The following is a 24380-nucleotide window of genomic DNA, read 5'->3' as shown; positions in this document are numbered from 1 at the left end:
CGTTGAGGCAGCACGATTAAAGCACGCGTAATGCGTGTTACTCGCTCAGCGCATCACATGGCGCTGAGCATCACGACCAATAATAGGTGAGCAATTATGTCAGTCTTTCTTATCACCTTCGCAGTCTTTCTCCTTGTCATTGCGGGTATGGCGATCGGTTATATCGTTCAGCAAAAAACCATCAGCGGCAGCTGTGGTGGCTTGGGGGCGATCGGTATTGAAAAAGAGTGTGACTGCCCAGAGCCGTGCGATGCACGAAAAAAACGCGAAGCGCGGGCGGAGAAAACGCGTGAGTGGAAAAAAAATCAAATCATCTAACGTGTTTTGCCAACGCGTCATTTTATAAAGCGCGTGGCTAACCCGTCTGAACTCTGATGAAAAGGCCGGAGCATGAGCAGAAAAATCATTCATATTGATATGGATTGTTTTTATGCCGCAGTAGAAATGCGCGATAATCCGGCCTTACAGTCTATTCCTTTAGCCATTGGTGGCTCTGCCGATGGACGTGGTGTCATTGCCACCTGTAATTATCCCGCGCGGCGGTTTGGCATACGTTCTGCGATGGCCACCGCTCAAGCATTAAAGCTGTGTCCCGGCTTGACAGTGATGCGTGGCGACATGGCGAAATATCGTCGCATCTCTCAACAGTTGCATGCTATTTTTCATCGCTATACCGATACCATAGAACCGCTTTCCCTTGATGAAGCCTACCTCGATGTCTCTGAGACTCAATGTTATCAAAATTCTGCAACCTTAATAGCCGAAGCAATTCGGCGAGACATTCGCCATGAGTTAGGATTAACGGCCTCGGCGGGCGTGGCGCCGATTAAATTTATCGCCAAAGTAGCGTCGGATAAAAACAAACCCGATGGTATTTGCGTGGTGTCACCCGACCAAGTTGAACACTTTGTTCGCGATCTCCCTTTACAGTCTATTCCTGGTGTGGGACGGGTCACCTTGACCAAGTTGCATGAATGGAATCTGTTTACCTGCCATGATATTCAAACCGCGGATCCATCAATGCTTGTCCAGCGCTTTGGTAAATTTGGTTCCGTGCTTTGGCAGCGTGCTCATGGCATTGACCGACGTGAGGTGCAAGTTGAGCGTATACGGAAATCCGTCGGAGTCGAAAAAACCTTGTCTGAGGATCTAAACTTGCTTGATGCCTGTTTGCCGTGGATTGATCGTTTATACGATGAATTGCTGACGCGATTAGAAAAAGCCGATGCAGGGGGACGAATTTGCCGGCAAGGGATCAAAATGAAGTTTAATGATTTTCAAACCACCACGGTCGCACACCGATGTGAGTCCTTGGACCGCGCCTTGTTTGATACCTTGTTACACGAAGCCTTTTATCGAGGGGAAGGGCGAGGTATTCGCCTGATTGGTTTGTCGGTTGGGTTGGGAGACGATACCGCCCCCCAACTGAGTCTACTCGGCTAGGCCGTTTTAACTGGAATCGCTTTTAAAATCGCCTGCATTTGTTGCCAATAGTGCCCAACACTATCGATATTTACTTTCTCATCGGGAGAATGCGGAAACTTGATAGTCGGACCAAATGAAATCATATCCATGTTGGGATAGGGCTGTTTAAATAGGCCACACTCTAGCCCCGCATGAATGACCATGATGTCAGGTTTACGCTGATAGATTCCTTCATAGGTATCGCGGAAAATATGCATAATCTCTGAATCGGGATCCGGTTTCCAACCTGGGTAGGCGCCTGAAAACTCGACATTAACATTCGCTAAGCTTGCCAGTGATTGCAGCATGCTTTGCACGTTTTCACGGCCTGAGTCGATCAATGAACGGATCAGAAATAAGGCGGTAATTTTATCTTCCTCAGTATTAATCACGCCGAGGTTAAGTGATGTTTCGACCACGCCAGGGACATCATCACTCATTCTCACTACCCCGTTAGGCGCAGCATTTAAGGCCGCTAATAAACGTGATTGGACGGCGCGTGTGAGGGGATCAGTTGCATTGTCAGTGGATTCCATTACCAAGGTCACTTGCTCTTCCAAGCGGCCTAACTCGTCTTGTAGCAGCGTCGCGAACCGGTCAACAGCGCCAGCCAGTGCGTCTTTTTGCGATGCAGGCACGGCAATATCGGCAAACGCTTCACGAGGAATGGCATTGCGTAATGTACCACCACGTATCGCGAGTAGGCTCATGTCGACATCATCAAGATGATGGCTCAGGAAACGGGCTAATAATTTATTGGCATTCGCTCGGCCCGTGTGAATATCCACGCCCGAGTGGCCCCCTTTTAATCCTTTAATGCCAATCGTAAAGCGTGCTAGATCTCCTTCTATCGCTTGTCGCTCGAGTGGAAAATGCATACTGGCATCCACGCCACCCGCGCAGCCCATGTACACTTCCCCTTCTTGCTCTGAGTCGGTATTGAGCAGTATCTCACCTGTTAGCCAGCCTGCTTCAAGCCCAAACGCGCCATCCATACCTGCTTCTTCGTTGGTGGTGAGTAATACTTCAAGTGGACCGTGCTCGATATCATCGGCATCGAGAACAGCAAGGCAGGATGCCATCCCCATACCGTTATCCGCACCTAACGTGGTGCCATCGGCAGTGACCCACTCCCCATCCACATAGGGACGAATAGGATCGCGGGTAAAATCGTGATCGGTATTTTCATTCTTCTGAGGCACCATATCGAGGTGGGCTTGTAAGACTACGCCCTTGCGATTCTCCATGCCGGGAGTGGCTGGTTTACGAATGAATAGGTTACCGGCGTTATCTTGACGAACCGCTAAACCACGTCCCTTTGCCCAATCGATAATAAACTGGGCTAACTGTGACTCATGATAAGAAGGATGAGGGATAGCACAGATTTGGTCGAAAAACGCCCAAACAGGGCGCGGTGATAATTGGCTAATGTCAGACACGATAAACTCCATTATATTTTATGGTTGACCTTTTATGCAGCAGGTCTCACTGAAATGGAAAAACAAACCCAAGCATATCACTGTCGCTATCACGGCAACAGACATGGATAAAAACCCGCTATGCCAATCAAACTAGGCGTTATTATTGTAATTAAATTACATATATGAACTTTTTGTGACTCCTGTCACCTTAAAGCTTGTAAATAAATTACCTTTGGTATATTATCTAGACATTGGCAACATCGCTTGCCAGTTGTTCATGGAGTGAACCCGAGCATTCGCCTCCAAGGAACCGAGATAAATGTGAACAACATTGGTTTAAACTTGAGAGAGGTAAAAAATGGAAGGCATGGTATCGAGCTACTACTGGAATCAGCAGTCAGTCTACACCAAAGGTTTTACGTATCCGGCTTCGTTCGGCTACCGCAAGTAAGTTTTATGATTCCCCCGCTCTTACAGAGAGATTTCTGATCCAGAAAGCAAAAGCTTTTATTCTGGCGCCACACAATGTGTGGCGTTTTTTTTATAAGTTTTTTGTCTATAAATCGTACTTGTCTAGTTATATCGACTCGCTGCCACAGAATGTTCTCTTCCTCTACCTCCTCGTCACTACTAAATGATTTTAGCGCTGGAAATTTTAGCGATCGATCGGTAAGATTTGCGCCAATTTTAAATACGCAAACGTTTTCCTTTTGGTATCTAGCGATACATCACTTTTTAGTTTGGGACAAAACCGATGTTAGAGCGTTTATTTCAACTTAAAGCCCACGGCACCGATCTTCGTACTGAAGTCATCGCCGGGTTCACCACTTTTTTAACCATGGCGTATATCATTTTCGTCAATCCCTCTATTTTGGCTGAGGCAGGCATGGATAAAGGCGCTGTCTTTGTCGCGACCTGTCTAGCGGCAGCGGTTGGCTGTCTAGTGATGGGGATTGTGGCAAACTATCCAGTCGCACAGGCGCCGGGGATGGGACTGAATGCCTTTTTTACCTACACCGTGGTTTTACAAATGGGACACTCTTGGCAGGTTGCGTTAGCCGCCGTATTTATCTCCGGGTTATGTTTCATTTTGTTAAGTGTCTTGCGCGTGCGTGAATGGATCATTAATTCGATTCCAATGGCACTACGAACCGGTATATCAGCCGGTATCGGACTTTTTTTGGCGCTCATTGCGTTGCAAAACGCCGGGATTGTCGTTGACCACCCAGCAACATTGGTCGCGCTCGGTGATGTGACAGCCTTTGCTCCCGCCATGGCGGCACTTGGTTTCTTTCTGACCATCGGTTTAGTGCACCGAGGAATGAAAGGGGCGGTAATGATTGCCATTTTGGCGGTCACGATCATCGGTGTCATCGCCGGTGATGTGGCATACGGTGGTGTGATGTCCGCGCCGCCGAGTTTAGCGCCGACCTTTATGCAACTCGATTTTTCTGGCGCGTTTGAAGTGGGATTAGTGTCGATTGTGTTCGCATTTTTATTTGTCGATCTTTTTGATACTGCAGGAACCTTAGTGGGTGTGGCACAGCGCGCGGAACTTTTGGATAAAGATGGTAAACTACCGCGCTTAAATCGTGCATTACTGGCAGATAGTACCGCGACATCAGTCGGGGCGCTTTTAGGCACGTCAAACACAACGTCTTACATTGAGAGCGTATCAGGGGTTGCCGCTGGCGGTCGCACGGGATTGACCGCTGTGGTTGTTGGTATTCTGTTTTTACTGGCGCTCTTTTTTGCACCGTTAGCAGGTATGGTGCCTGCCTATGCGACTGCTGGCGCCTTATTTTATGTGGCCATCTTGATGATGTCAGGTTTGGTGAGCATTAATTGGCGTGATCTGACTGAGGCTGCGCCTGTTGTGGTGGTGTGTTTGCTGATGCCGCTGACTTATTCAATAGCAAGCGGTATTGGGCTTGGCTTTATTGCGTTTTGTGCCGTAAAAACCTTTGCGGGCAAAGGGCGAGAAGTTCCTGTCAGTATCTGGATTTTGGCGGGGTTGTTCTTACTCAAGTTTGTCTTCTTAGTGTAAAGCAACGTGCCCACATTGACATTAAAATAAGGCGAGAGACGCCACGAGGTTTTCACCATGAGCACTAAGTTTATTATTACCTGGGACAATATGCAGATGTACACCCGGCAATTGGCAGAAAAGTTGCTTCCCGCAGAGCAATGGCAAGGTATTATCGCCGTTACCCGCGGTGGTTTGGTCCCTGCTGCCATTCTTGCCCGTGAGCTGGGTATTCGCCATGTCGACACAGTCTGTATTTCCAGTTATGACCACGACCATCAACGCGATATGCGTGTCGTCAAGCAAGCGCCCGGTGATGGTGACGGTTTTATTGTGGTTGACGATCTCGTTGATACGGGTGGGACGGCTGAAATGGTGCGTCAACTCTACCCCAAAGCACGTTTTGTGACCGTGAGTGCGAAGCCAGCGGGCAAGTCTCTTGTTGATGACTACGTCGTTGATATTCCGCAAGATACTTGGATTGAGCAGCCTTGGGATATGGCGGTCAGCTATGTTGATCCGATTGCAAAATAAATGCCGTTGGCAACGCAAATAGCCTACCGGATTGAGCCAAAACGCCGCGTTTTCACGCGGCGTTTTTTATTCCTGTGATTAAGTGCGGAAAATCATGGTCTTGCTATGTGTATGGTTTAAACTAACATCACGTTACAAAAAAGCCTAGGAGTGGGTGTGTCCAAGAAAGAATCACAAAACCTATCGGTGACGCTTTTTGCTAAACACAAACATGCTACCGAAACATCAACACTATTTGGTGCGGTTCAACAAAGCCAGCAAGCCAATTACTCGGCATTTGATGGCGACAGCGAATCGAGTTGGTACCGTATGCGTCGTCGTGGTCAGTGGACTTGGCAAGGGGTCGATCCGGTCGAAATGGAAGCGATCTTTTCTCGTATTGCCTCTTCTGACAATACCCGTTCTGTTGATGCGTTATTGGATACGGTTGAAGGTTACCGAGCGGGTAATTGGAACTATGAATGGACCGCGGTAGGGATGCAACACCAAAAAAAAGCCAAAGTGTTGGCGGATGAAGGAAAGGCTGAGCAGGCGAGTGAACAGTGGCTTCAGGCGTGTACTTACTTTGGTATCGCGGCTTACCCTCATCTTAAAGGGGACAACCTTGCCTTACAGGCCGAAACCTTGGCATTTAAAGCGTTTGAAAAAGCAATGTCACAACTGCCGTTTACGGTGAAGACTGTCGAAACGCAATTAGACGGTAAGACGTTAAAAGGGTATCTCTATTTACCACGTACAGACGCCACCTTGCCGGTTGTGATCTTGAGTGGCAGCCTTGACAGTTTACAAACCGATCTCTGGCGCTTATTTGTCGATTACTTTGCTCCCGCCGATATCGCGGTACTGACGCTTGATATGCCATCGGTGGGCCACAGCAGCCACTGGCATTTAAACGAAGACACCAGCCGCTTGCATGCGGCGATGCTTGATAAGCTCGCTGATGTACCATGGGCGGATCACCATCGCGTCGGCACCATGGGTATCCGTTTTGGGGCTAACCCAGCAGTACGGATGGCATTTTTAGAACCTCATCGTATCAAGGCCAGTGCGTCACTGGGGGGGATTGTGCATGCATTACTCACCGATGCGACAAGAATGAAGAAAATGCCACCCATGTACCTAGATACTTTAGGCTCTCGCATAGGACGCCGGCTGCCTATCGATACCTTGAAAACGCGCTTACAAGCGTGGTCATTAAAAAATCAAGGTCTGCTCACTGGCCGCCGCACAGACGTACCGATTCTCGCGCTAAGCTTAAAAGATGATCCTGTGTGTCCGGAGTCAGATAACCAGTTGATCGCGCGATACAGTCGCGGAGGGAAAGCCGTTACCCTCCCAAACACGCCATTACACGATGGCTATCATCGTGCACTCACAGAAACCGTCAAATGGTTTACGGACATGCTTTAAACCTATCATAAGAGGTGGTAGCCCGAATCGAAGGTGTGATCTACCGCCGAAAGCGAAGGATTGACATTCACCTGAACGTTAACCGCATGATATACCATGTACAAGGACGTTAAAGTGCCACTGGAGGACACGATGAGCGATAAAACGACGCTTTCACATGGACGATTAAAAACGCGATTTACGGCTTTGGGCCCCTATTTTCGAGAGGGGATATCGGCACCAGAACGTTACTTTTTTGATAGCCTGTCCGTATGTGTGGATGCGGAAAAAGATCCTGATGCGCGAGAATTCTGGGGATGGTGGTTTGAGTTAGCCCCCACCGAAGACGGGTTCAATTATCGCTATGGGTTTGGTCTTTATGACCACAAAGGGGATTGGGTGAATGAGTCAATTCCTCAAGAGGCGAGGGAAGCGGTAGACAAAACGTTAACTAACTTTTATACCAAACTGTATACCTTGCTAGACCAAGAGCTCGATCTATCCTTGTCACCCAGCGCCGCGCTCACCGAGCCAAAACTGACGGGCGCCAAGTAACTGTGAATTGCCTGATCCCAGCTCTTGTTAAATGAGCAAGGGATTGATAAAAGAGACACCTAAGCTTTTGTGGATCAGGCAAGCATGACTATTCAAGACGCATTTCAAGATGGTGGCCTAGCAGCCAACATTCCCTCGCAAACTCTCGTGGTTAAATTGGGCACCAGTGTGCTTACGGGTGGCTCGACGCGCCTGGATCAAGCACATATGGTTGAGTTAGTCCGCCAATGTGCAAGGTTAAGACAACAAGGCCATCAGGTCATTATCGTCTCATCTGCAGCCATTGCAGCAGGGCGAGAGCATCTTGGTTATCCGGTATTAGCCGATACGGTTGCAAATAAGCAAATGCTTGCTGCCGTTGGCCAGTGTCGTTTGATTCAAACGTGGGAACACCTGTTTAGTTTATACGGCTTTCAGGTTGGGCAAATGTTATTAACTCGCGCCGATTTAGAACACCGAGAACGTTTTCTCAATGCCCGTGACATGCTTCATGCGTTGCTAGATAACGGTATCATCCCGATTGTGAACGAAAACGATGCGGTGGCCACCGCTGAAATAAAAGTTGGAGACAATGATAACTTGTCAGCACTGGTCGCGATTTTAGCTGATGCTGACAAGCTTTTGCTCTTAACGGATCAGCCTGGCCTCTTTACCGCCGATCCTCGCGCGAATCCTGACGCTGAATTAATTCGTGAAGTGCACACGATTGATGAAACCTTACGCAAATTAGCCGGAGGCAGTGTCGGTGGCTTGGGCACGGGAGGCATGGCGACCAAACTGCAAGCGGCGGATATTGGTCGTCGAGCCGGTGTCGAAGTCACCATAGCAGCAGGCAGTAAGCCGGAGGTGATCCAAAAAGCTGCCGCCGGTGATAATGCGGGGACACGCTTTTTACCCTTAGACAGTCCGTTAGAAAGCCGCAAGCGCTGGATTTTGGCGGGTCCTCCTCCAGCAGGCGAGATCGTGGTAGATGCCGGTGCCGCCACAGCAGTGACGCAAAACGGAAGCAGTTTGTTGAGCAAAGGGATTGTCGCTGTGAAAGGCGAGTTTGTCCGTGGCGAAGTGGCACGTATTGAATCGGTTGATGGTAAGTGTCTGGCCCGTGGGATCTGTCGTTATGCCGCACGTGATTTGCGCCGTATTGCCGGCGCACATAGCCAACAGATTACAGATATTTTAGGCTATGAGTATGGACCGGTTGCGATGCATCGTGACGATCTTGTGGTCATCGACGAATAACATCCAAGCAGAGACGAATAGAAGAGACGAATAACAGATGAGCTTACAAACGATGGGTAAGTCGGCAAAAGATGCCGCTTACCAACTGGCAATCACATCGACCGCGACGAAAAACCAGGCGTTAGCGATCATTGCCGATGAACTTGATGCACAGCAGGCGGCCATTTTAGCCGCAAACCAAATCGATCTTGCCGCCGCTCGCGAGGCACAGATGGATGCAGCGATGTTGGATAGACTCACACTGACCCCAGAACGCCTCACCAATATGGCGAAAGACGTTAGGCAAGTCATCGCATTAGCCGATCCTGTCGGTCAACAGTTCGATCATAAACTGCTCGAAAATGGCCTGTCATTATCCAAGCGACGTGAGCCTCTGGGCGTGATTGGTGTGATTTATGAAGCGCGTCCAAATGTCACCATTGATATTGCCGCATTATGCTTGAAAACCGGCAATGCTAGTATTTTACGCGGCGGCAAAGAAACGTTCGCAACCAACCAGGTGCTAGTGAATGTGATCCAAACTGGGTTAGAAAAAGCAGGCCTTCCGCTCGCGTCCGTTCAGTATATTGATAAGCCCGATCGCGCCCTCGTTTCTGAACTGCTGACCCTTGATGATTACGTCGATATGATTATTCCCCGTGGTGGGGCAGGTCTGCATAAAATGTGCAAGCAAAACAGTACCATTCCTGTCATTATCGGTGGTTTTGGTATTAGTCATCTGTATGTTGATCACAGTGCTGATCTTGATAGAGCGCCAGAGGTGATCCTCAATGCAAAAACAGATCGCCCATCAGCGTGCAATGCATTGGACACCTTGTTAGTGCATAAGGACGTAGCTGCGCAGTTGTTCTCGCGTTTAGTCACGCTGTTTAATCAACATAAGCTGAATGTTGTCGCCGCATCAAGTGCATTACCCTATCTGGATGGTGTTGAACAGCTACGTGAAGCACAAACGGGTGACTTTGATACTGAGTGGCTAGGGCCGACACTGGGTGTGGCTGTTGTTGATGACGTGGATCAGGCGCTTGCGCACATGAGGACCCATAACGCGAGTCACTCTGATGCCATACTGACTAATGATTTACAATCGGCTGAAGCCTTTATCAACGGTGCCGGATCGGCAGCGGTTTATGTCAATGCATCAACGCGTTTTACCGATGGTGCGCAGTTTGGTCTTGGCGCTGAAGTGGCGGTATCCACTCAAAAGCTCCATGCCCGCGGTCCGATGGGACTCGAAGAGCTAACGACCTATAAATGGGTTGGTAAGGCTGATTACTTATCGCGCGTATAATGGCGAAAGTTAGTCAGTCATAACCGACTAAAAAAGCCGCAAGTGCATTCACCACTTGCGGCTTTTTCTTATTTATCCGTGTACCCACTATTTACCATGTACCCACACGATAAGGCTATTTCACTTCAACGCCTTTTGCTTGCAAGTCTGCATGATAAGAGGAGCGAACAAACGGGCCACAGGCTGCATGTGTAAAGCCAAGATCTAGCGCGATTTCTTTTAATTCATCGAATTCTTCTGGTGGCACATAGCGCTCAACCGGCAAGTGGTGACGGCTTGGGGCGAGGTACTGTCCTAGCGTTAGCATTGTGACACCATGCGCACGTAAGTCTTTGAGCACCTCAACAATTTCTTCTTTGGTCTCACCGAGACCCATCATCAATCCTGACTTGGTTGGTACGTCTGGATGCATTTCGCCAAACTTTTGCAACAGATCCAGTGACCACTGATAATTAGCGCCGGGGCGCGCTTTTCGGTACAAACGCGGTGCCGTTTCAAGGTTGTGGTTGAACACATCGGGTGGATTGTCACGCAAGATATCGAGGGCTTTATCCATACGACCACGGAAGTCAGGGACCAGTGTCTCTATTTGAATATCAGGGTTAAGCGCACGGATCTCACGGGTGCAATCGACAAAATGCTGAGCGCCGCCGTCGCGGAGATCGTCACGATCCACCGAGGTGATCACCACATAACGTAGCTTCATGTCCTTGATAGTTTGTGCCAAATGCTTTGGCTCTTCACTGTCAGGGGCCACAGGGCGGCCATGGGCCACATCACAGAAAGGGCAACGACGTGTACAGATGGCGCCCAGAATCATAAAGGTTGCCGTACCGTGGCTAAAGCACTCAGCCAAGTTAGGACACGACGCTTCCTCACACACCGAGTGGAGGTTATTTTTACGCATCGCGTCTTTAATTTCTTTTATACGCGCAGTTTCAGCCGGGAGCTTGATTTTCATCCAATCAGGCTTGCGCAGCACTTCTTTTTGCTCGGTCTGCATATTTTTGACCGGGATAAGCGCCATTTTATCGGCGTCGCGGTATTTAACGCCGCGTTCCATCTGAATCGGTTTGCTCATAAATCGCTGCTTTCCGTTGTAAACTCAACCTGAGAGTAGCCTAACTGTTGAGTTAAAGTGTCTACCAGCACAGGTTGGACGTCAGAGAGTGTGACGTGATCAACCTGATCGCTCAGTTGCGTCATGGCCATACCTGCATACCCACATGGGTTGATGCGTTGGAATGGTGATAAATCCATATTGATGTTTAGTGCCAATCCGTGGAATGAGCATCCGCGACGGATACGGAGCCCAAGAGAACATATTTTTGCATCGTTAACGTAAACGCCAGGTGCATCGGGTCGCGCGTAAGCGTCGACATGGAAGTGTGCCAGCGTGTCAACGACTAGATTTTCAATATGACTAACCAGTGCCCGCACACCGACTTTTTTTCTTTTAAGATTAATCAGGAAATAGGCAATCAGCTGACCGGGACCATGATAGGTGACTTGCCCCCCACGGTCTGATTGTACGACTGGAATGTCTCCCGGGACCAAAATATGTTCCGTTTTTCCCGCTTGCCCTTGGGTAAAAACGGGGTCATGTTCAACCAACCAGACCTCATCTTGGGTCTGTTCATCACGTGTGTCGGTGAAGTCACGCATCTGTTCCCAAACACGTGAATACGGTTGACGGCCGAGGTGTCTCACAACGAGTTGGTGCTGCAAACCCATTTCCCATATTGTTGTCAGTGGCGATATTATAGAGCCTGGCGGCGTGATTAAAAGCCGCCAGTCGTGTGGGTATTTGAATTAAAGAACCATACGGACGATATCAATATCGCTGAGTTCTTTATAAAGCGTCTCAACTTGCTCAATGGAGGTCGCTTTAATGGTAATAGACACAGAGTGATAGTTGCCTTTTGCACTCGGTTTGACGGCGGGGCTATAGTCTCCCGGCGCATGGCGTTGAATAACGCTTAACACTTGATCCGGTAGCTCAGGTTTCGCTTGGCCCACGACCTTGTAGGTAAATTGGCAAGGAAACTCCAGCAGGTCTTTTAATTTTGGTTGTTCTTGCATGTAAACTCCTAACAGTATGTCTGTTAAGACACACGTTTGTGCGATTGATCACGATTAACGCGAAATACTAATCGGCTAAGAGTCAGAAAACAAGCCGCCCACGAGGTTGGAGGGCGGCGTAAAGTGGAGGTTATCCAAGTAAGTTTTTGAACATCATCACGATGTAGTCAATGAAACGGCTAAAGATACCGCCTTTTTCGACATCGTTGAGGGCAACCAGTGGATATTCAGCGATGTCTTCATCATCAACTTGATAGAACAACTTACCGACCACGTCGCCCTGACTGATAGGCGCTTCGAGGGTTTGTTCTAAAACAAAGCTCGCTTTCAAATCGCGTGCTTTACCGCGAGGAAGAGTGACAAAGGTATCTTCGGTGACGCCCAGCGCGACTTCGTCTGTATCACCCATCCATACTTTCTCAGTGACAAAGGTTTCATTAGCCTTATGCGGTGCAACTGTTTCAAAGAAACGGAAACCATAGTTCAGCAGCTTTTTACTCTCAGCCTTACGGGCATTTGCACTCTTCGTCCCCATGACAACTGATATAAGGCGCATGTCGCCCTCAGTCGCTGACGTGACGAGGTTGTAACCGGCCCCATCAGTGTGGCCCGTTTTAATGCCATCGACATTCAGGCTTTTATCCCAGAGCAAGCCATTACGGTTGTATTGAGTAATGCCGTTGTAGGTAAAGGCTTTTTCTTTATATATCCGATACTCTTCTGGCACATCACGAATCAGCGCTTGGCCGAGTAACGCCATATCATAGGGGGTGGTATACAAATTTTGAGAGTCTAAACCATGCACATTAGAAAAATGCGAGCTGTTCATGCCCAAGCTTTCGCCCCAGCGGTTCATCAAATCGACAAAGGCGTCTTCAGAGCCCGCAACATGTTCTGCCATCGCCACACAGGCATCATTACCGGATTGGATGATGATACCGCGGTTTAGATCGGCCGCTTTGACCGTGGTGCCGACCTCGATAAACATTTTTGACGATTCAGGGTAATTTTTTGCCCAGGCGTTTTCGCTAATGACAACATCATCATCCATTGAAATGTTACCACGCTCGACTTCTTGGCCGATGACGTAGCTGGTCATCATTTTGGTTAAGCTGGCTGGATTGAGGCGCTCATGAGCATTATATTCTGCCAATACTTTGCCAGAATGGTAATCCATGAGCACATATCCTTTCGCCGCAATTTGCGGTGCATCAGGGATGACAGCGGGCGCGGCTTGGACAGTCGCTGTGGTGAGCACAGCCGCGGAAAGCAGCGCGCGTATGCGAAAAACGGTTTTATTCATCATTGTTAGTACTTTTGTCGGTTATCGATGTCGATACTGTATTTGTCACTATACCAAATTGCGTAGAGAGCGACAGGCTCGATTTCTTTAACTTATTGATTATCTGTTTTGGCACTTGTTACCGTTGAGTCAGTATTCACAAGTGCCTCGGTGACGATAAAGGCGCCTGGCAATTGGTGTTGTTTTGCTGTGCGCATCGCTTGTTGTGCTTGGCCACGGTCGTAAAACGGACCAAAACGTACGCGATAAACTTGGTCACGGCGCGCGATATGAGTAGGTAGACCATGGTTTTTTGCTAATTGTTCCGCGGTTTGATTGGCTTTTAAACCATCTGAAAGCGCCGCCAGTTGAACATAATAGGCATGATGCCGGGCGGAGTGCCATTCATCTTCCTTGGGTTTTTCAGGGGAGATAAGCCGCAGTGAGACAGGCGCAGTGCCGGTTTTTAACACGTCCAACTTTTTCGCTGCAGCATAGCTAAGATCAATCACGCGTTGGTTGTGAAAAGGACCGCGGTCATTGACACGCACAACTGCTTTTTTGCCATTGTTTTGGTTAGTGACTTCGACATAGCTCGGCAAGGGCAAGGTTTTGTGCGCCGCAGACATGGAGTACATATCGTAGACCTCACCATTGGAGGTGCGATGGCCGTGAAACTTCTCTCCATACCAGGAGGCAATTCCTGCTTGTTGATACCCCTTAGGCTTACGTAAAATCTGGTATGACTGCCCGTTTAACGTGTAATCCTTATTACCCGCGAGGCTGTAAGGCTCATATTTAGGGTGTGCGTCCTCAACATGAATGGTTTGTGGAACCCGCTCTGGGGCTTTGTCATTATGCATATCGTAGCGCCCTTGCTGGTTGCTACAGGCGCTGAATAAAAGGGAAGTAATAACAACAAGAATAGCTCGCATGTTTATGCCCTGGATAACATTTTACGGTGAGTATGAATGGACATGAGAATACCAAAACCCGCCATGAGCGTGACCATTGAGGTGCCACCATAGCTGATTAAAGGTAAGGGTACCCCAACCACAGGTAAAATACCGCTGACCATGCCAATGTTGACAAAAACATAAACAAAAAAGCTCAACACAATACTGCCCGCCATCATACGGCCAAAGGCGGTTTGTGCTCGGCTTGCCAACATTAACCCTCGCCCAATCAAAAACACATATAAAGCCAGTAGCACGCAAACACCCACTAACCCCCATTCTTCGGCGATGACGGCAAAAATAAAATCAGTATGGCGTTCAGGGAGAAACTCGAGCTGCGACTGTGTTCCATGGAGCCAGCCTTTACCGGTTAAACCGCCCGAGCCTATCGCGATCTTAGATTGGATAATGTGATAGCCGGCACCGAGCGGATCCGATTCAGGATTAAACAAGGTAAGCACCCGTGTTCGTTGGTAATCGTGCATCAGGAAAAACCAAAGTACTGGTATAAAGCTGGCAAGCGCGACGACAGCAGCGGTGATGATTTTCCAACTGATACCGGCTAGGAACAACACGAATATGCCGGATGCGGCGATCAATATAGAGGTCCCTAAATCGGGTTGTTTGGCAATCATGAGTGTAGGGACCAACAACAAGAATAGCGCGATCAGCAAAGTAGATATTTTGGGGGGGAGGGGATCTTTACCAATAAAGCGAGCCAGCATTAAAGGCACCGCTAATTTAATGATTTCTGAAGGCTGGAAGGTAACAAAACCCAGATCAAGCCAGCGTTGAGCCCCTTTGGCGGTTTCTCCGACGAATAATACCGCCGCTAATAACACCACGCCTACGGCGTATAAATAGGGTGACCAAAACTCATAGTGGCGAGGAGGAACTTGGGCGAGTGCAAACATGACGGCAAGTGCCAGCGTCATGCGAATGGCTTGGCGTTCCATCATCGCCAGGCTTTGCCCGCTTGCGCTATACATGACCACCAGCCCGAAGCCCATTAGTAACAAAACACCAATCAGCATGGGCAAATCGAGATGTAAGCGGTCAAACAAAGAGCGTTTGGTGCTGGCTTGAGCTAACGAACTCATTATTTTTCCTCCTTCGTCTCTTTGTCTTCCACTAGAATATGATCGAAGATACGGCGCGCGATCGGCGCACCATTGCTTGACCCGCCACCGGCATTTTCTAACACCATAGATACCGCGACTTCGGGATTTTCAAAAGGCGCGAACCCCATAAATAGCGCATGATCGCGCAGATGTTCGGCGATTTCATCGGCGTTATACTCTTCGTTTTCGCCTAGGCCAAAGACCTGAGCGGTGCCCGATTTTCCTCCCGATAGATACTCCGCGGAGCGGAAAGCACGACGCGCTGTCCCTTTACGCCCATGATTAACCAATTGCATGCCTTTTAGTCCCACATCCCAATATTTGTCCTTGACCCCTTTTATCGGTGGAAATGGCTCAGCCTTCGGTTTGTGTTCACCCGTTTCATCGCGGGTTTTCATTAATAGTTTTGGGGCTTTCACTTCGCCACGGTTAAGCAACACCGTAAGTGCTTTAACAATCTGCATGGGTGTCGCCGTCCAGTAGCCTTGTCCAATACCAACCGGAATGGTGTCACCCTTGTACCAAGGTTGCCGATATCGGCTTCTTTTCCATTCTCGGTTAGGCATATTGGCACTGCTCTCTTCTTGAATATCAATGCCTGTGTATTGGCCAAACCCGAATCGACCCATCCATGATGATAATTTATCAATCCCCATGTCGTAGGCGATTTGATAGAAAAACGTATCAACCGATTCTTCAATCGATTGAACAATATTAACGCGGCCATGGCCCCAGGTACGCCAGTCACGGAATGGACGGGTGTCTGAATTAGGGATGCGCCAATAACCAGGGTCATTGCGGGTGGTCTGGGTCGTGATCACGCCTTCTTCCAACGCAGAGACAGCGATAAAAGGCTTCACCGTTGAGGCGGGGGGATAAATGCCTAGGGTCGCCCGATTCACCAGTGGGCGATCTTTATTATTGAGTAATTGCTGATACTGTTTACTCGAAATGCCGTGGACGAATAAGTTCGGATCATAGCTTGGGGTCGATACCATGGCCAATACCCCGGAGGTATCAGGATCAACCACCACCACTGCACCACGGCGATCGCCAAGAATACCGCGCACGTACAGCTGCAAATCAATATCGAGGTTGAGGATTAAGTCTTTACCGGGCTCAGGGGGAACGTATTTAAGTGTCCGGATCACACGACCTCGGCTATTCACTTCGACTTCCTGATAGCCGGCTTTTCCGTGTAACTCGGGCTCATAATATTTTTCTATCCCGAGTTTGCCAATGTCACGCGTCGCTCGGTAGTTATTGAGCACGTCTTTTTGTCGCAACTTGGCAATATCGCGATCATTAATTCTTGCGACATAACCCAGCACGTGTGTCAACGCATCGCCATATGGGTAATGACGTTTTAGATAGGCTTTGATTTCAACCCCGGTAAATTGATGCTGGTGGGCGGAAAAAATCGCGACCTCTTTGTCAGTCAGTTGCGTTTTGAGTGCCACGGCATTAAAACGGCGAGAGCGGCGACGTTCTTGTTGAAAGCGTGCAATATCTTTGTCATCCAGCGACAACAAGCGTTTAAGCTTGGCCAAGGTTGCCGACATATCATCGACTTGCTCGGGGGTCACTTCTAAATGATAAACCGGGCGGTTTTCAGCCAGCAGTTTTCCATGGCGGTCATAAATGAGGCCACGGTTAGGCGCGACAGGGACCACTTTAATACGATTATCATTCGAGCGAGTTTGGTAGTCTTGATGCTCGGTTACTTGAATATGATAAAGGTTGGTGAGCAACGCTCCAACAAGCGCCATAATGCCGACAAAAGAGACAATAGCGCGGCGCACAAATAACGCAGCCTCGGTACTGTGGTCTCGGATTTCAACTCGTTGGCGCTTCATCTGTCGTTATTCTCGATGATAAGGATGGTTGGTGGTGAGACTCCAAGCGCGATACAGGCTCTCCGCCATGATGACGCGAACCAGTGGGTGGGGCAGGGTCAGAGGCGAAAGTGACCAGCTTTGCTCAGCGGCTGCTTTACAGTCGGGGGCCAATCCTTCTGGGCCACCAATTAAAATGGCGACATCGCGCCCATCCAGTTTCCACTTTTCGAGTTGACTGGCTAATTGCGGCGTATTCCAAGGCTTGCCGGGAATATCTAAGGTAACGATACGACTACCTCGATTCACCGCAGCGAGCATGGCTTCGCCTTCTTTTTGTAAAATGCGGGCAATGTCTGCATTTTTACCGCGTTTACCGGCAGGCACTTCAACCAGCTCAAGTGGCATGTCTTTTGGAAAGCGGCGCTGATACTCATCAAAGCCTTGTTGTACCCACTTGGGCATTTTATTGCCGACTGCAATCAACTGGATTTTCATGGATTAATTCCAGAGTTTTTCCAGTTGATAAAGTTGGCGTTGTTCTTCTTGCATGACGTGAACCATGACGTCGCCTAAATCGACAACGACCCACTCACTGTCATCTTTGCCTTCTGTTCCCATGGCGCCAATATCAGCCGCTTGGGCTTGCTCACAAACGTGATCGGCAATTGAAGCCACATGGCGACGTGAATTGCCTGTACAAAGCACTAAAAAGTCAGTAATGCAGGATTTATCTCGTACGTCTAGCGTCACGATATCGCTGGCTTTTAACTCATCGACTTTGTCGGCGACAAACTGTTTTAATTCGGTAGCTTGCAAAGAGAACCTCGATGTATGTGCTGATTGTATTCAGTGGCAGTATATCACTTGGCAGCCCTTTGGACACGCTAGGGCGCCAGAGGTTCGGCGGGTTGGCACATAAGTGCACAAAAATAGTGCAGATTAGGCCAAGGGTCACTGCCAAAATCGGTTTTTAACTGTATCTCTAACTCAGCGAGCTGGCGCAGTAATGAGGCGAGACGCACTTTGTTTAGCCGATTGAGTGCTGCGGTGATCATGGGTCTACGCGCTTGCCAAACACGCAACTGATCGAATAGCACGTTGAGTGGTCGCCCTTGTTGCCCTTGCTCTTGGATTGTATAGAGTTGTTTGAGTTCTTTTTGGATCAAACGCAGTAACAAGGTGGGCTCTTCGCCTTCGGCATGCAGTTGTTCGATAATACGCTGCGCGCGATTAGCCTTACCGGCAAGTAGCGCATCGGTCAGTTGGAAAGGGGTGAAGTGATGATGCCGCGACAACGCACTCTCAATCCGAGGTAAGGTAAGGGCACCATCGGGATAAAGTAAGTGGAGGATTTGTAAACTTTGCACCAGCGCGAGTAAGTTGCCTTCATGCCATTGGGCAAGCAACTGCAGCGCGGGTTGATCGGGTTGTAGCCCGAGATGGCGGCAGCGCTGTTCAATAAAACGGGGCAAGTGACGTGCATCTGGAGTTTGGCAAACCACATACAAGGCTTGCTTTGCCAACGTGGTAAACCACTTGGCACTTTCTTGCTTTTTATTGAGCCGCTCGCCTTGAACGAGCAAGAGAATATCAGGATGGAGATAGCTGGCAAGCTCGGTCAGTTGCTTGGCTTGGGCGCTGCTCAGGCCATTTTCAGGACAGGTCAATTCAATAATCTGCCGAGAGGAAAACAAACTGAGGGCTTGGCAGCAGTCAAACACTTCTTGCCAATCTAATTGGCCATCAATCATAAACTTATGATGCTCTTCAAAGCCTTGTGAGCGTGCCGCGTGGCAAATGGCATCACGAGACTCGAGCTTTAACAAAGGATCGGTGCCAAAGACTAAGTAAGTTTGACGCAGTGGCTGATTAAGCTGCTGCGCCAATTGTTCTGGATAGGCTCTCATCATTGCGCGGGCTGTGTTTCAGTTTGACGCGTTTCGATGATCACATTGGGTTCAGTGGGCGCCTCTCCCTGTTCGAGTTGCTCTAATGCCGCTTGTTCCGCTTGCTGACGCTCAAATGCGGCGATATCCCCTTTCAGTTGAGACAGTTGACGCATTATTTGACGGGTCGCCTCGGTACGCATTTCTGCGACTAACTTATTTTGCTCGACTGACTTGGCCAACGCGGTCAGTGGGTTATCGAGAAAGTTACGGCTCAAGGTCGTATTGTAGGTGTAGCTACCTTTCCCCGGCACAGTGACACGATAACGTGCAACATAGCGAAACTCTTTCTCTGCCACTCGGCTGTTTTGATAGAGCGACAAAGTTTGTGCACTATCACTTTCGCTAAGCAACTCGATATTCGCCACGTCGTCAGAGGGTGACACCATCTGAACGTTATGTTGACGCAAAGCGTTGCGCATTTGGCGAGTCAGCTCCCCATAGGGGTCAAAACTCGTCAATGACACTTTGTCTACCTCATCGGGCAAATTATAGCTGCCACGCAAGGCAAACCCGCAAGACGCGATGGTCAGTGAGACCATCGCGACGAGCAGGGAGCGAAGCACAGTGTTAAACAGATCCACTCCATCGCTCCTTGTTAGTTAGCAACAATATTAACCAGTTTCCCTGGTACATAAATGACTTTGCGAACCGTTTTACCGTCGGTAAATTTGACCACGTTTTCGTCTGACATGGCTTGTGCTTCAACGGCTTCTTTCTCGGCGTCGGCGGCCACGGTGATCTTGGCACGTAGCTTACCGTTCACTTGCACAATGATTAGCTTTTCCTCCTCGACTAAGGCCGCTTTATCGGCTTGCGGCCAATCGGCACTGTCGATATCGGTTTCGCCCAGGGCCTGCCAAAGCGTAAAGCAGATGTGCGGGGTGATGGGATATAGCATCAATACCACGGCTTTGAGTGCTTCGTCTAACACAGCACGGTCTTGTTCATTGTCCTGTGGCGCTTTAACCAAGCGATTCATCAGCTCCATGATCGCGGCAATGGCGGTGTTGAACGTCTGACGACGGCCCATGTCATCACTGACTTTGGCGATGGCTTTGTGCACATCACGGCGCAAGGCTTTTTGATCATTATTAAGCGTATCGACTGCCAGCGCAGTAACGTCGCCTTTGTGGGTGTGCTCATAGACCAGATTCCAAACACGGCGTAAGAAACGGTGTGAACCTTCCACGCCAGACTCTTGCCATTCCAACGTCATGTCCGCCGGTGCGGCAAACATCATAAAGAGACGCATGGTATCGGCACCGTATTTTTCCACCATTAATTGGGGATCAATGCCGTTGTTCTTCGACTTTGACATCTTGGTCATGCCTGCGTGGGTGACGGCGTTCCCTTGGCTGTCGACCGCATGAATAATTTGCCCTTTGGTGTCCCGTTCAACGGTCACATCAGTCGGCGAGACCCAAACACGTACCCCTTTTTCGTCGGTGTAATAAAATGCATCGGCGAGCACCATACCCTGACAGAGTAACTGCTTGAATGGCTCGTCGCTATCGACCATATTTTCATCGCGCAATAGTTTATGGAAAAAGCGCGAATACAACAGGTGCATACAAGCGTGCTCAATGCCACCTATATACTGATCGACCGGTAGCCAATAATTGGCGGCGCTTGGGTCGAGCATTTGATCCGCTTGCGGTGAGCAATAACGTGCGTAGTACCACGACGACTCCATAAAGGTATCGAAAGTGTCGGTTTCACGCAGCGCTGGCTTACCTTGATATTGCGTTTGTGCCCATTGCTTGTCAGCTTTGATAGGGCTTTGTACACCATCCATCACCACATCTTCTGGCAGGATGACGGGCAGCTGCTCAGTTGGGACAGGAACAACCTCACCGTCTTCGGTATTCAGCATCGGAATTGGCGCACCCCAATAACGCTGACGAGAGACGCCCCAATCACGTAAACGGAAATTAACCGTTTTCTTGCCTTTACCTAGCGATTCAAGCTTGCTCGCAATCGCATCGAAGGCCGCGTTAAAATCTAACCCGTCAAACTCACCCGAGTTAAACAGCTTACCTTTTTCGGTATACGCTTGTTCTGACAAATCGGGCGCATGGCCGTTTTCATCGAGGATCACCGGCTCGATATCCAGCGCGTACTTATGAGCAAATTCGAAGTCGCGTTGGTCGTGAGCAGGCACCGCCATCACGGCGCCAGTGCCGTAATCCATCAATACAAAGTTAGCGACAAAGATAGGGACACGACGCCCGTTCAATGGGTGCGTGGCATACAAACCGGTCGCCATGCCTTTTTTCTCCATGGTCGCCAGCTCGGCTTCGGCAACTTTGGTGTTACGGCACTCTTGTACGAATTCAGCGAGGGCAGGGTTGTCTTTGGCCGCCGCCTCCGCGAGGGGGTGACCGGCGGCAATCCCCACGTAAGTGACGCCCATCAGCGTATCTGGACGCGTGGTGTAGACGTCGAGTGCGGGGTGATCGCCTTCAACATCAAACGTCAGCTCGACACCTTCTGAGCGACCAATCCAGTTACGCTGCATGGTTTTTACCATGTCTGGCCAGCCGTCCAGTTTGTCGATGTCTTGCAGCAGCTCTTCTGCGTAATCGGTGATTTTAATAAACCACTGCGGGATTTCTTTTTGCTCAACCGGCGTATCGCAGCGCCAGCAGCAACCTTCGTGAACTTGCTCATTGGCGAGCACGGTCTGATCGTTGGGACACCAGTTCACTGATGAGGTCTTTTTATAAACCAGCCCCTTGTTGTAGAGCGTGGTAAAGAAGCCTTGCTCCCAGCGGTAGTAATCGGGACTACAGGTGGCGACTTCACGGCTCCAGTCGTAGCCAAAGCCCAGCATTTTTAGCTGGCCTTTCATGTAATCAATGTTTTCGTAAGTCCAAGGCGCGGGCGCGGTTTTGTTTTTGATCGCAGCGCCTTCGGCAGGAAGGCCAAACGCATCCCAACCAATCGGCTGCATGACATTCTTGCCTTGCAGTCGCTGATAACGGGAAATGACATCACCGATGGTGTAGTTACGGACATGCCCCATGTGCAGTCGGCCACTTGGGTAAGGAAACATAGAAAGACAGTAGAATTTTTCTTTGTTAGGGTCTTCATGAACCACAAAGGTTTTATTGTCATCCCAATGGGCTTGAACTTTTTGTTCAATATCTTGCGGGCTATATTGTTCTTGCATCGATGGCTTCCGAGATTCTGTGAGAAAGGTAAAACCTGAAAGAGAAATATCAGCATAGAATAACGAAAGGCAGAGACCGCAACAACACTTGAATCAGGACAGGACCATGAATAAAGAGAAAGAACCCCAACAAAGTATCATCGAGCGGGTAAAAGAGGCGTTAGAAAACAGCCCCGAGGCACTGTCTCATTGGGTGACCTTGTCTGATCAATACCTCAAAGCCGCTGCCGATCTGACCAAAGATGAATGGGCCTTGATCGAGGCATACTTTAAACGTGATGTGAAAGCGTTCGGTGAACAGTACGATAAATCTCAAACCGAAGAGATTGATAGTCAGGTGTTTAACGATCTGATTGCTAACTCGATTTGGGAGCAATTGGCAGAGATCACCGACCGTACGCAGCTAGAGTGGCGTGAAGTGTTCGATGATCTTCAACATCATGGCGTTTATGAAGCGGGTGAAATCGTCGGACTGGGCGTGTTGCAATGTGAACAGTGCCATCATCAAACGCGGCACAGCCGGGTCGATGTGATTGCACCGTGTACGCAATGTGGTCATCGCTACTTTTCCCGCCGCCCTTATCCGGTGTAAGCCAAGTGCTAGAGCTTGGCTTTTGCGTTTGGTTTTACTGCGCGGGTCGGTCTATCCGTGGCCAAAGGTGCCTAAGAGGCGTCGTCGCGACCTTCAAAGCGCTGGCGTTCTTCTTTTTCTACTTGAGAAAGCCGTGGCAGCTTTAGACCTTGTGATTGCCCCATCCAACGGGCAAAGACAATATTACAAGCAAATGCCGCGGTGACGAAGACGAGCTCTGCAGCAGCCATCCACCGTTCGCCTTCATCGACATAGAGAATGGTAAGGGCGTGTAAAAAATAGAACATCAAAATAAAGTTGGCCCATGCATGGGTAAACGCTTTGCCTTTGATGATCCCAGGCAAAGGGAGCAGTAAAGGGATTGTCCAGCCGATGGTCACCGCCCATGCATTCAAGTGGGGATGGGGCGATAAATAAGCATGCCACGCGACCACCCAAGCAATGAGGCCAAGGTTACTCAACAAAGACAATGTGCGCATGAAGGCGAGCCGAGGATCTGTCACGATTCTGTCCTTTTATTTTAGGTGGTGGTAAAAAGTGTGGGCAAAACGCGCTAAGCGTTGGCCTAATGTTTTTGCGATTTGCTTTTCGTCGGCCATTAAAGGGTGATGTGGCTCCGCAACACTGGATGCACCGTAAGGGGAACCGCCGCCTTCCGTTGTATGAAGCGCACGCTCGCTGTGTGGAACACCGACTAACATCATACCATGATGAAGTAAGGGGATGGTCATCGTGAGCAGCGTGGTTTCTTGGCCACCATGAAGCATTGATCCGGCGCCAAAGACCGCGGCGGGTTTATCAATTAAGGCACCCGATAACCATTCGCCACTGGTACTATCGATAAATTGCTTCAATGGCGCGGCCATGTTGCCAAAACGTACCGGACTGCCGAGCGCGAGGCCATGGCAATCTAATAGATCCTGACGGGTGACAAATGGATCGTTTGGCGAGACGTCCGGTATTTTGCCATCGGCATAAGCAGGCAGCTCGGGCACAGTTCGTAACACCGCCTCAACGCCTTGCGCTTCAATACCGCGTGCAACTTGTTGAGCAAGCTTACGTGTATTACCTGAACGGCTGTAATAAAGCACGAGAACTTGTGTCATTGAACGAATACCAATACATTTTCGGGTGGGCGGCCGATGACCGCTTTGTCGCCTTGAACGGCAATGGGACGTTCAATCAGTTTTGGGTGATTAACCATTGCCTCCAACAATTGCGCTTCTTCCACCGAAGCATCGCCCAAATTGGCTGCCTTGTAATCCGCTTCTTTGGTGCGCATCATATCGCGAAATGATGCCATGCCCAGCTGTCGCTTTAACTCACGGAGCGTATCGGCAGATAATGGCGTCTCTAAATATTTAACGATTGTCGGCGTGACGCCCTTTGACTCAAGCAGCTTGAGGGTTTCTCGACTTTTTGAGCAACGTGGATTGTGGTACAGAGTAATGGGGCTCACAACATCTATC

25 protein-coding genes are annotated in these 24380 nt (G+C 49.4%); 9 read left to right on the top strand and 16 right to left on the bottom strand.

Annotation, left to right across the window (positions count from 1 at the left end; genetic code table 11):
- Positions 1-96: 96 nt before the first annotated feature.
- Together nqrM and dinB are read left to right on the top strand one after the other, a co-directional pair.
- Positions 97-318, top strand: a complete 222-nt coding sequence (nqrM, locus tag BZG80_RS04905) for a (Na+)-NQR maturation NqrM (RefSeq protein ID WP_021024134.1) — start codon at positions 97-99, stop codon at positions 316-318.
- A 72-nt stretch (positions 319-390) separates the two neighbouring features.
- A complete protein-coding gene (gene dinB / locus BZG80_RS04900; protein WP_021024133.1) occupies positions 391-1443 on the top strand; it encodes a DNA polymerase IV in 1053 nt (350 codons plus the stop codon).
- On the opposite strand, the gene BZG80_RS04895 is transcribed toward dinB, so the two are convergent.
- Complete coding sequence (locus tag BZG80_RS04895) at positions 1440-2903, bottom strand: aminoacyl-histidine dipeptidase (RefSeq protein WP_108743682.1); 1464 nt, start codon at positions 2901-2903, stop codon at positions 1440-1442. The genes dinB and BZG80_RS04895 overlap by 4 nt on opposite strands.
- Before the next feature lie 736 nt (positions 2904-3639).
- Here BZG80_RS04895 and BZG80_RS04890 point away from each other — a divergent pair.
- From BZG80_RS04890 to BZG80_RS04865, 6 genes are all read left to right on the top strand, one after another.
- On the top strand, positions 3640-4932 hold the full coding sequence (locus BZG80_RS04890; RefSeq protein ID WP_021024131.1) for an NCS2 family permease: 1293 nt from the start codon (positions 3640-3642) through the stop codon (positions 4930-4932).
- Between the two features lie 57 nt (positions 4933-4989).
- On the top strand, positions 4990-5445 hold the full coding sequence (gpt, locus tag BZG80_RS04885; RefSeq protein WP_025744451.1) for a xanthine phosphoribosyltransferase: 456 nt from the start codon (positions 4990-4992) through the stop codon (positions 5443-5445).
- A 156-nt stretch (positions 5446-5601) separates the two neighbouring features.
- Complete coding sequence (frsA, locus tag BZG80_RS04880; protein ID WP_077461624.1) at positions 5602-6855, top strand: esterase FrsA; 1254 nt, start codon at positions 5602-5604, stop codon at positions 6853-6855.
- 132 nt (positions 6856-6987) lie between these two features.
- A complete protein-coding gene (gene crl / locus BZG80_RS04875; RefSeq protein ID WP_077461623.1) occupies positions 6988-7389 on the top strand; it encodes a sigma factor-binding protein Crl in 402 nt (133 codons plus the stop codon).
- 84 nt (positions 7390-7473) lie between these two features.
- Complete coding sequence (gene proB, locus BZG80_RS04870; RefSeq protein WP_077678863.1) at positions 7474-8628, top strand: glutamate 5-kinase; 1155 nt, start codon at positions 7474-7476, stop codon at positions 8626-8628.
- A 37-nt stretch (positions 8629-8665) separates the two neighbouring features.
- Positions 8666-9919 (top strand): glutamate-5-semialdehyde dehydrogenase, encoded by a 1254-nt coding sequence (locus tag BZG80_RS04865; protein WP_077575955.1) that lies wholly within the window; start codon positions 8666-8668, stop codon positions 9917-9919.
- A 115-nt stretch (positions 9920-10034) separates the two neighbouring features.
- Here the strand turns inward: BZG80_RS04865 and lipA are convergent, their stop codons facing one another.
- From lipA to leuS, 12 genes are all read right to left on the bottom strand, one after another.
- Positions 10035-11000, bottom strand: coding sequence for a lipoyl synthase (lipA, locus tag BZG80_RS04860; protein WP_077575954.1), 966 nt, complete (start codon positions 10998-11000; stop codon positions 10035-10037).
- On the bottom strand, positions 10997-11653 hold the full coding sequence (gene lipB, locus BZG80_RS04855; RefSeq protein WP_077678862.1) for a lipoyl(octanoyl) transferase LipB: 657 nt from the start codon (positions 11651-11653) through the stop codon (positions 10997-10999). The genes lipA and lipB overlap by 4 nt, the downstream gene beginning before the upstream one ends.
- Before the next feature lie 78 nt (positions 11654-11731).
- Positions 11732-12001, bottom strand: a complete 270-nt coding sequence (ybeD, locus tag BZG80_RS04850) for a DUF493 family protein YbeD (protein WP_025744456.1) — start codon at positions 11999-12001, stop codon at positions 11732-11734.
- A gap of 130 nt (positions 12002-12131) precedes the next feature.
- On the bottom strand, positions 12132-13304 hold the full coding sequence (locus BZG80_RS04845) for a serine hydrolase (protein WP_077660772.1): 1173 nt from the start codon (positions 13302-13304) through the stop codon (positions 12132-12134).
- Between the two features lie 92 nt (positions 13305-13396).
- Positions 13397-14218 carry a septal ring lytic transglycosylase RlpA family protein gene (locus BZG80_RS04840; RefSeq protein ID WP_077678861.1) on the bottom strand — a complete coding sequence of 274 codons (822 nt, stop codon included), beginning with the start codon at positions 14216-14218 and terminating at the stop codon, positions 13397-13399.
- Positions 14219-14220: 2 nt separating this feature from the next.
- Entirely contained in the window at positions 14221-15339 is a 1119-nt protein-coding gene (rodA, locus tag BZG80_RS04835) for a rod shape-determining protein RodA (RefSeq protein ID WP_077461618.1), read from the bottom strand.
- On the bottom strand, positions 15339-17216 hold the full coding sequence (gene mrdA, locus BZG80_RS04830) for a penicillin-binding protein 2 (RefSeq protein WP_077678860.1): 1878 nt from the start codon (positions 17214-17216) through the stop codon (positions 15339-15341). Before mrdA ends, rodA begins: the two co-directional genes overlap by 1 nt.
- A 6-nt stretch (positions 17217-17222) precedes the next feature.
- A complete protein-coding gene (gene rlmH, locus BZG80_RS04825) occupies positions 17223-17693 on the bottom strand; it encodes a 23S rRNA (pseudouridine(1915)-N(3))-methyltransferase RlmH (RefSeq protein ID WP_025744459.1) in 471 nt (156 codons plus the stop codon).
- Positions 17694-17696: 3 nt separating this feature from the next.
- Positions 17697-18014 (bottom strand): ribosome silencing factor, encoded by a 318-nt coding sequence (rsfS, locus tag BZG80_RS04820; protein WP_077660741.1) that lies wholly within the window; start codon positions 18012-18014, stop codon positions 17697-17699.
- Between the two features lie 68 nt (positions 18015-18082).
- Positions 18083-19105 (bottom strand): DNA polymerase III subunit delta, encoded by a 1023-nt coding sequence (gene holA, locus BZG80_RS04815; protein ID WP_077461653.1) that lies wholly within the window; start codon positions 19103-19105, stop codon positions 18083-18085.
- The gene (locus tag BZG80_RS04810) at positions 19105-19728 is read right to left on the bottom strand and encodes an LPS-assembly lipoprotein LptE (protein ID WP_077575950.1); all 624 of its coding nucleotides are present in this window, start codon (positions 19726-19728) and stop codon (positions 19105-19107) included. The genes holA and BZG80_RS04810 overlap by 1 nt, the downstream gene beginning before the upstream one ends.
- A 14-nt stretch (positions 19729-19742) precedes the next feature.
- Complete coding sequence (leuS, locus tag BZG80_RS04805) at positions 19743-22319, bottom strand: leucine--tRNA ligase (RefSeq protein WP_077678859.1); 2577 nt, start codon at positions 22317-22319, stop codon at positions 19743-19745.
- 106 nt (positions 22320-22425) lie between these two features.
- Here leuS and BZG80_RS04800 point away from each other — a divergent pair, with 106 nt between their 5' ends.
- Entirely contained in the window at positions 22426-22911 is a 486-nt protein-coding gene (locus BZG80_RS04800) for a zinc ribbon-containing protein (protein ID WP_077461613.1), read from the top strand.
- 71 nt (positions 22912-22982) lie between these two features.
- On the opposite strand, the gene BZG80_RS04795 is transcribed toward BZG80_RS04800, so the two are convergent.
- Genes BZG80_RS04795 through arsC form a run of 3 tightly spaced genes read right to left on the bottom strand, consistent with a single transcriptional unit; the run spans position 22983 to position 24370 of the window.
- Positions 22983-23390: a DUF2069 domain-containing protein gene (locus BZG80_RS04795; RefSeq protein WP_077678858.1), complete on the bottom strand. Its 408-nt coding sequence runs from the start codon at positions 23388-23390 to the stop codon at positions 22983-22985.
- A gap of 36 nt (positions 23391-23426) precedes the next feature.
- On the bottom strand, positions 23427-24017 hold the full coding sequence (gene wrbA, locus BZG80_RS04790; protein ID WP_077678857.1) for an NAD(P)H:quinone oxidoreductase: 591 nt from the start codon (positions 24015-24017) through the stop codon (positions 23427-23429).
- Positions 24014-24370: an arsenate reductase (glutaredoxin) gene (gene arsC, locus BZG80_RS04785; protein WP_077461612.1), complete on the bottom strand. Its 357-nt coding sequence runs from the start codon at positions 24368-24370 to the stop codon at positions 24014-24016. Before arsC ends, wrbA begins: the two co-directional genes overlap by 4 nt.
- Positions 24371-24380 lie beyond the last annotated feature (10 nt).

The sequence above is a fragment of the Salinivibrio sp. MA440 genome (genome assembly GCF_001996265.1).
GTDB lineage: Bacteria > Pseudomonadota > Gammaproteobacteria > Enterobacterales > Vibrionaceae > Salinivibrio > Salinivibrio costicola.
Note: the sequence above shows the minus strand (reverse complement) of the source record. Positions and strands in the feature narration are given on the sequence as shown.

Bases quoted from the DNA above. Each gene is read 5' to 3' on its own strand.
- BZG80_RS04795 (WP_077678858.1), bottom strand. From the start codon at position 23,390: ATGCGCACATTGTCTTTGTTGAGTAACCTTGGCCTCATTGCTTGGGTG.
- BZG80_RS04840 (WP_077678861.1), bottom strand. From the start codon at position 14,218: ATGCGAGCTATTCTTGTTGTTATTACTTCCCTTTTATTCAGCGCCTGT.
- dinB (WP_021024133.1), top strand. From the start codon at position 391: ATGAGCAGAAAAATCATTCATATTGATATGGATTGTTTTTATGCCGCA.
- crl (WP_077461623.1), top strand. From the start codon at position 6,988: ATGAGCGATAAAACGACGCTTTCACATGGACGATTAAAAACGCGATTT.
- nqrM (WP_021024134.1), top strand. From the start codon at position 97: ATGTCAGTCTTTCTTATCACCTTCGCAGTCTTTCTCCTTGTCATTGCG.
- holA (WP_077461653.1), bottom strand. From the start codon at position 19,105: ATGAGAGCCTATCCAGAACAATTGGCGCAGCAGCTTAATCAGCCACTG.
- rodA (WP_077461618.1), bottom strand. From the start codon at position 15,339: ATGAGTTCGTTAGCTCAAGCCAGCACCAAACGCTCTTTGTTTGACCGC.
- BZG80_RS04890 (WP_021024131.1), top strand. From the start codon at position 3,640: ATGTTAGAGCGTTTATTTCAACTTAAAGCCCACGGCACCGATCTTCGT.
- rlmH (WP_025744459.1), bottom strand. From the start codon at position 17,693: ATGAAAATCCAGTTGATTGCAGTCGGCAATAAAATGCCCAAGTGGGTA.
- BZG80_RS04865 (WP_077575955.1), top strand. From the start codon at position 8,666: ATGAGCTTACAAACGATGGGTAAGTCGGCAAAAGATGCCGCTTACCAA.
- ybeD (WP_025744456.1), bottom strand. From the start codon at position 12,001: ATGCAAGAACAACCAAAATTAAAAGACCTGCTGGAGTTTCCTTGCCAA.
- mrdA (WP_077678860.1), bottom strand. From the start codon at position 17,216: ATGAAGCGCCAACGAGTTGAAATCCGAGACCACAGTACCGAGGCTGCG.
- BZG80_RS04800 (WP_077461613.1), top strand. From the start codon at position 22,426: ATGAATAAAGAGAAAGAACCCCAACAAAGTATCATCGAGCGGGTAAAA.
- BZG80_RS04845 (WP_077660772.1), bottom strand. From the start codon at position 13,304: ATGAATAAAACCGTTTTTCGCATACGCGCGCTGCTTTCCGCGGCTGTG.
- wrbA (WP_077678857.1), bottom strand. From the start codon at position 24,017: ATGACACAAGTTCTCGTGCTTTATTACAGCCGTTCAGGTAATACACGT.
- lipB (WP_077678862.1), bottom strand. From the start codon at position 11,653: ATGGGTTTGCAGCACCAACTCGTTGTGAGACACCTCGGCCGTCAACCG.
- gpt (WP_025744451.1), top strand. From the start codon at position 4,990: ATGAGCACTAAGTTTATTATTACCTGGGACAATATGCAGATGTACACC.
- lipA (WP_077575954.1), bottom strand. From the start codon at position 11,000: ATGAGCAAACCGATTCAGATGGAACGCGGCGTTAAATACCGCGACGCC.
- proB (WP_077678863.1), top strand. From the start codon at position 7,474: ATGACTATTCAAGACGCATTTCAAGATGGTGGCCTAGCAGCCAACATT.
- leuS (WP_077678859.1), bottom strand. From the start codon at position 22,319: ATGCAAGAACAATATAGCCCGCAAGATATTGAACAAAAAGTTCAAGCC.